Origin of the sequence: Bradyrhizobium sp., assembly GCF_016213215.1 — a bacterium.
Classification (GTDB): domain Bacteria; phylum Pseudomonadota; class Alphaproteobacteria; order Rhizobiales; family Xanthobacteraceae; genus Bradyrhizobium.
In genome coordinates this window covers 87,466-93,938 of the sequence record NZ_JACRAW010000038.1, presented here as the reverse complement: position 1 = coordinate 93,938, position 6,473 = coordinate 87,466, and the positions used below count along the sequence as shown (strand labels likewise).

Sequence of the window (6,473 nt, the reverse complement as noted above, 5' to 3'; positions counted from 1 at the left end):
TGACTCCCGTGATCAAGCAGGCCAGGGTGGATGATGCTTTCCTCATCCCTGATGAGGAAGCCGTTCCGCTGATCTACCAGTTGCTCCAGCATGAGGGTCTGTGCCTGGGCGGATCGAGCGGCATCAATGTCGCCGGCGCCATCCGATTGGCGAAACAACTCGGCCCCGGAAAGACGATCGTCACGGTGCTGTGCGATTATGGCAATCGCTACCAGTCGAAGCTGTTCAACCCCGACTTCATGCGCTCGAAGAACCTGCCGGTTCCGGATTGGCTGGAGAAGCGCACGAAGATCGAAGTGCCGTTCGTGAACGTCTAAAGGTCTCTATTCGTGTCATTGCGAGGAGCGCAGCGACGAAGCAATCCACTCCATCTCCAAGGTCACATTCACTGGATTGCTTCGCTTCGCTCGCAATTGACGCCCCGCTCTCTCACCGCAGAATCTGGCTGAGAAACAGCTTCGATCGCGCGTGCTGCGGATGGGCGAAGAATTCCTGCGGCGTGTTCGATTCGATAATCTGCCCCGCATCCATGAAGACCACGCGATTGGCCACCTCGCGCGCGAAGCCCATTTCATGAGTCACGACCAGCATGGTCGTCCCGTCCCTGGCGAGATCGACCATGGTGTCGAGCACCTCCTTGACCATTTCGGGGTCCAGCGCCGACGTCGGCTCGTCGAACAGCATCACCTTCGGGCTCATGGTCAGCGCGCGCGCGATCGCGACGCGCTGCTGCTGACCGCCGGACATCTGCCCGGGATACTTGTGGGCCTGGTGCGGGATCTTGACCCGCTCCAGGAATTTCATGGCGGCGGCCTCGGCGTCCTTCTTCGGGATGTTGCGCACCCAGATCGGCGCGAGAGTGCAATTGTCGAGCACGGTCAGGTGCGGAAACAGATTGAAGCTCTGGAACACCATGCCGACTTCGCGACGGACTGCGTCGACATGCTTCAGGTTCGGCCCAAGCTCGATGCCGTCGACGATGATCTCCCCCTCCTGGAATTCCTCGAGCGCGTTGATGCAGCGGATCAGCGTCGATTTGCCTGAGCCCGACGGCCCGCAGATCACGATGCGCTCGCCCTTCCGGACCTCGAGATCGATGTCCCGAAGCACGTGAAAATCGCCGAACCATTTGTTTAGGCCCGAAATCTTGACGATCGGATCTGTGGACATGGCGACCTTAGTGGCGGCGATGGGCGTTGAGCCGGTTTTCGACAAAGAGAGAATACCGCGACATTCCAAAGCAGAAGACGAAGTAGATCATTCCCGTAAACGCGAAGCCTGTAAACGCCATCGTCGGGGTCGCCCACGTGGGATCGGAGAAGGACGCCCGCAGCGAGCCCAACAGGTCGAACAGCGCGACGATGGAAACCAGGGAAGTATCCTTGAACAGAGCAATGAAGCTGTTGACGAGGCCTGGGATGACGTGGCGCAACGCCTGCGGCAGCACGATCAGCGACGTCGTCTTCCACCAGGACAGACCGAGCGCCGACGCGGCCTCGGCCTGTCCGCGCGGAATGGCCTGCAGGCCGCCTCTGATGACCTCGGCCTGGTAGGCACCGGTGAACAGCGCCACGCCGATCAGCGCGCGCACCAGACCGTCGACGGTAAAATTGCCCGGCAGAAACAGCGGCAGCATGTAGGTCGCGAAGAACAGCACCGTGATCAGCGGCACGCCGCGCCAGAATTCGATGAAGGTGATTGAGAAGATGCGGATCAGCGGAATGGTGGATCGACGGCCCAGCGCGAGCGCGATCCCGATCGGCATGGAAGCCACGATACCGGTGATGGCGATGACCAGCGTGACCAAGAGACCGCCCCACAGCCGCGTGTCGACGATCGCAAGTCCGCCGTGATCCAGCCCCAAGGCTTTGATCACGACTGCGATCCCGGCAAAGGTCATGAGGCTTGCGATCAGCGCCCGCCAGCCGGAGCGAACGCCGCCGCCGAGCAGGAAAAGGATCAGCGATACGATCACGGTCGTGACGACAAAATCGATCCACACCGGCTGGCCGGAAGCCTGGATCTGATCGCGCAGCCAGGTCAGCGGGGAAACGAGCCAGGAGATCGCAATGCTCAGCAGCATGATTGTCTTGCCGACCGCCCAGAGCAGCGGGCCGATGGCCGAATTCTGGCTGAGGTTGATCAAGACCTGACCGGCACTGCCGATGCTGTCGTCGAACAGCTGCAGAATGCCGACCGTCCAGCTCACGCCGAAGCCGCCAATGCCGCCACCGCGCAGCAGGAAGAACGCAAGCACCGGGAAAGCGAGGAAGAACAGCCCGGAGCTTACCCCTTTCGCCGGCAGCCGCGGAATCAGCAGCGGTACCAAGAGGACCGCGCCGAGGAAGAACGTCAGATTGACCCGCCAACGCTCGGGCTCCGGATAGAAGCCATAGATCAGCTGGGTGAGCTTCGCCTGAATATAGGGCCAGCAGGCGCCGACCGGATGCCCGGCATTCTCGGCAAGACATGCGGCGCGATCCTTGCCGCTCCAGACCGCGTCGACCAGCAGGAATTTGAGCGACGGGATGATCGTAAACCAGAGCAGCAGCACGCCGAGCAAGGTCAACAGGATATTGGTCGGCGAATTGAACAGGCGCGTGCGCAGGAAGCCGATGAGGCCGGTCGTTTTCACCGGCGCGCGACGCTCGGCAACGAGATCCTGCCTGACGAAGGATGACGCGGTGGTGTCGGTCATGCGGCCAGGCTCCGGTTGATGCGCCAGCCATAGACGCTCATGATCGCGCTGGTGATGAGCGAGAGCAGCAGGTAGACGCCCATGGTGATGGCGATGATCTCGATCGCCTGCCCGGTCTGGCTCAGTGTCGTACCCGCGAAGACCGAGACCAGATCGGGATAGCCGATCGCGACCGCGAGCGACGAATTCTTGGTCAGGTTGAGATACTGGTTCGTCAGCGGCGGAACAATGACGCGCATCGCCTGCGGCACGACGATCAGGCGCAGCGTCGCGCCACGGCTCAGACCCAAGGAAGAGCCCGCCTCCATCTGCCCCCTATGCACCGACAGGATGCCGGCGCGGACGATTTCCGCGATGAAGGCGGCCGTATAGGTCGACAGCGCCACCGTCAGGGCAACGAACTCCGGAATGACGCGCGAACCGCCCGCGAAATTGAATCCTTTGAGCTGCGGCAGCTCGAAGGTGATCGGAACACCGAACACGAGCAGGGTGACCAGCGGCAGCCCGACCAGGAGCCCGAGCACATAAGGCCAGATCCTGATCAGCTGTCCGCGCTGGAACAGCGCGCGCCGTGAATAGACGCGCAGCACAAGTGACGCAACGATCCCGACGGCGAGCGCCACCAGAAAAGGATCGAGGCCCGCTTCGGCGATCGGGCGCGGAATGACCAGCCCGCGATTATTGAGAAAGAACGCTCCGAACAGCGAGATGCTCTGCCGCGGACCCGGCAGCGCCGCCAGCACCGCGAGGTACCAGAACAGGATCTGGAACAGGAGCGGCAGGTTGCGCACCAGCTCGACATAGATGCCACCGATCCGCGACAACAGCCAGTTCGGCGAGAGCCGGCACAACGCGACGATGAATCCGATTACCGTGGCAAAGAAGACGCCGATCACGGACACCAGCAGCGTGTTCAGAAGGCCGACCAGGAACACCCGCGTATAGGTGTCCGATCCCGTGTACGGGATCAGGCTCTGACTGACGTCGAAGCCGGCCGTGTTTTGCAGGAATCCGAAACCCGAGGCGATGCGCTGGCTTTCCAGGTTTGCGCGGGCATTGGCCACGATCTCATACGCGATCCAGGCCAACACCGCGGCGAAGGCCACTTGCACCGCAAAGCCGCCCCATCCGGCCCTGCCGCCGAGTGCGCGCTTCAGCTTCAGCGCGAACTGCGGCGGGGGTTTTCGGGCCTCGGTGCTCATCGCCGCAGCGGCGCGTGCCGCTGATCAGCGGATCGGCGGAGCGTACTGGATGCCGCCCTTGTTCCAGAGCTGGTTGATCCCGCGGGCAATCTGCAGCTTGGAGCCGACGCCGACATTGCGCTCGAAAGACTCGCCGTAATTGCCGACCGCCTTCACGATTCGCGCGAACCAGTCCTTGGTCAGGCCGAGCTGCTCACCGAGATTGCCGTCGGTGCCGAAGGCGCGCTTCAGCTCCGGCTTGTCGGATTTCGCCATCTCGTCGACGTTCTTCTGGGTGACGCCGAGCTCTTCGGCACCGACCATCGCAAACAGCGTCCATTTGACGATATCGAACCACTGATCGTCGCCATGGCGGACCATCGGGCCCAAAGGCTCCTTCGAGATCACCTCGGGCAGCACCACATGTTCGGTGGGATTGGCGACCTTGAGCCGCTCGGCATAGAGCTGCGACACGTCCGACGTGAACACGTCGCAACGTCCGGATTCATAGGCCTTGACCGTTTCGTCGGCGGAGGCGAACGCAATTACCTCGTACTTCATGTTGTTGCCTTTGAAGTAGTCGGCGAGATTCTGCTCCGTCGTCGTGCCGGTCTGGACGCAGACCGAGGCGCTGTTCAGCTCCAGCGCCGAATTGACCTTGAGCGACTTCTTCACCAGGAAGCCCTGGCCATCGTAATAGGTCACGCCGGTGAAGGAGGCGCCGAGCGAAGTGTCACGCGACAGCGTCCAGGTGGTGTTGCGGGACAGCACGTCGATTTCGCCGGACTGCAGTGCGGTGAACCGGTCCTTGGCCGACAGCGGCACGAACTTGACCTTGGTCGGATCGTTGAGAACCGCGGCCGCGATCGCGCGGCATACGTCGACGTCCAGTCCGGTCCAGTTGCCCTTGTCGTCCGGCGAGGAGAAGCCGGGCAATCCCTGGCTGACGCCGCAAGATAGCATGCCCCGGTCCTTGACCGTCTTCAGCGTTTGCGCAGTGGCTGTCTGGGCGGTGAAACCGGCGGCGAAGGCGAGGGTGAAAACCAGAGTAACGCGTTTCATGGCAAAGGCCTTTCGAGGTCGTCCTGGGAACGTGCTATCAACGCGCAGGTCGATGGGCCAAACCCCGCCATCCCGCCCGCGAACGTTCGCCTTGAGGCCGCAACGCATCGTCCAGGCAAGCGAATGGATCGAAGGTCGCGCAGGCCCCTCAACATGCGGCGACTGAACAGCTCCTCCGCATCACAGAACGATTGGCGTGCCCGGTCAAGGGGTTGACGGGGCTCTTCCGGCTCCTGTTATTAACGGTCCTACCCTGCCCTTTCTCGGTAGGATCTTTTGGCCTAAGGCAGAGCGCCAACGGCACTATATGTCTGAAAGCGAACGCATGGACTCCTCGCGCGGCCCCGGCTCTATCCCGCAACAGCCCGAAACCCGGCTTGTCACATCCGGCCGCGACACCAAGGCGCAGAGGGGCTTCGTCAACCCGCCGGTCGTCCATGGCTCGACCGTGCTCTATCCGACCGCGGAAGACCTGCACGCCCACCGCGGCGAGTTCCAATATGGTCGGCACGGCTCCCCGACCACCAAGGCGCTGCAGGAGATGCTGATGGCGCTGGAGGGCCCGGAATGCGCGGGCGTCGGCATCGCGCCCTCCGGCCTCGCTGCCATTACCACCGCCCTGCTCTCCGTGCTGAAGGCCGGCGATCACCTTCTGGTCTGCGATAACGTCTATCGGCCCTCACGCAATTTCTGCAACGGCTTGCTTGCGCGATATGGAGTCGAAACCACCTTCTTCGATCCGCTGATCGGGGCCGGCATCGAGCGAATGTTCAAGCCCAACACCAGGGCGGTGCTGGTGGAAGCACCTGGCTCGCAGTCCTTCGAGATGACCGACATTCCCGCGATCGCGGCCGTGGCACACGCGCGGGGCGCGCTGGTGATCGACGACAACACCTGGGCAACGCCGCTCTATCACCGCTCCCTGGAACAAGGCGTCGACATCAGCCTGCAGGCGGCCACCAAATACATCGGCGGTCATTCCGACATCATGTTCGGCACGATCTCGGCCAATGCGAAAGCCTGGCCGTCCGTTCTGGAGACGATCCGCCTGCTCGGCGTCTGCGCCGGTCCCGACGACGTGTTCCTGGCGCTACGCGGCATGCGCACGCTGGCGGTGCGCCTCGCCCAGCATTACCGCTCGGGCCTGGAGATGGCGCGCTGGCTGGAGCACAGGCCGGAGGTTGCGCGCGTGCTGCACCCGGCGCTGGAAAGCGATCCAGGGCATGCGATCTGGAGGCGCGACTTTACCGGCGCCTCCGGGCTGTTCAGCATCGTGCTGAAGCCGGCGCCGCAAAAGGCCGTCGACGCGCTGCTCGATTCGGTTGAATTGTTCGGCATGGGGTTTTCGTGGGGCGGTTTTGAAAGCCTCGTGATCCCGTTCGACTGCTCGAACTACCGGACCGCCACCAAATGGGTCCCAGGCGGCCCCACGCTGCGTCTTCACATCGGCCTTGAGCACGTCGATGACCTGAAGGCCGACCTCGAGCGCGGCTTTGCCGCTTTCAACGCAGTGTTGGCCGGCTGAGGCGGGA

The 6,473-nt window shown here is 62.8% G+C and carries 6 protein-coding genes; 2 read left to right on the top strand and 4 right to left on the bottom strand.

What is annotated here, in order from left to right:
* On the top strand, positions 1-317 hold a 317-nt coding region (locus HY852_RS08015; RefSeq protein WP_367116349.1), incomplete at its 5' end, for a pyridoxal-phosphate dependent enzyme.
* 112 nt (positions 318-429) lie between these two features.
* On the opposite strand, the gene HY852_RS08010 is transcribed toward HY852_RS08015, so the two are convergent.
* Genes HY852_RS08010 through HY852_RS07995 form a run of 4 tightly spaced genes read right to left on the bottom strand, consistent with a single transcriptional unit; the run spans position 430 to position 4,941 of the window.
* Complete coding sequence (locus HY852_RS08010) at positions 430-1,170, bottom strand: amino acid ABC transporter ATP-binding protein (protein WP_291603889.1); 741 nt, start codon at positions 1,168-1,170, stop codon at positions 430-432.
* A gap of 7 nt (positions 1,171-1,177) precedes the next feature.
* Positions 1,178-2,698 carry an amino acid ABC transporter permease gene (locus tag HY852_RS08005; protein WP_291603887.1) on the bottom strand — a complete coding sequence of 507 codons (1,521 nt, stop codon included), beginning with the start codon at positions 2,696-2,698 and terminating at the stop codon, positions 1,178-1,180.
* Positions 2,695-3,900, bottom strand: coding sequence for an ABC transporter permease subunit (locus HY852_RS08000; protein ID WP_291603886.1), 1,206 nt, complete (start codon positions 3,898-3,900; stop codon positions 2,695-2,697). Before HY852_RS08000 ends, HY852_RS08005 begins: the two co-directional genes overlap by 4 nt.
* A 24-nt stretch (positions 3,901-3,924) precedes the next feature.
* A complete protein-coding gene (locus HY852_RS07995; protein WP_291603884.1) occupies positions 3,925-4,941 on the bottom strand; it encodes an amino acid ABC transporter substrate-binding protein in 1,017 nt (338 codons plus the stop codon).
* Between the two features lie 325 nt (positions 4,942-5,266).
* Here HY852_RS07995 and metC point away from each other — a divergent pair, with 325 nt between their 5' ends.
* On the top strand, positions 5,267-6,466 hold the full coding sequence (metC, locus tag HY852_RS07990) for a cystathionine beta-lyase (RefSeq protein WP_291603882.1): 1,200 nt from the start codon (positions 5,267-5,269) through the stop codon (positions 6,464-6,466).
* Positions 6,467-6,473 lie beyond the last annotated feature (7 nt).

Excerpts from the sequence above, each read along its gene's own strand:
- metC (WP_291603882.1), top strand. The coding sequence starts at position 5,267 with ATGGACTCCTCGCGCGGCCCCGGCTCTATCCCGCAACAGCCCGAAACC.
- HY852_RS08005 (WP_291603887.1), bottom strand. The coding sequence starts at position 2,698 with ATGACCGACACCACCGCGTCATCCTTCGTCAGGCAGGATCTCGTTGCC.
- HY852_RS08010 (WP_291603889.1), bottom strand. The coding sequence starts at position 1,170 with ATGTCCACAGATCCGATCGTCAAGATTTCGGGCCTAAACAAATGGTTC.
- HY852_RS07995 (WP_291603884.1), bottom strand. The coding sequence starts at position 4,941 with ATGAAACGCGTTACTCTGGTTTTCACCCTCGCCTTCGCCGCCGGTTTC.
- HY852_RS08000 (WP_291603886.1), bottom strand. The coding sequence starts at position 3,900 with ATGAGCACCGAGGCCCGAAAACCCCCGCCGCAGTTCGCGCTGAAGCTG.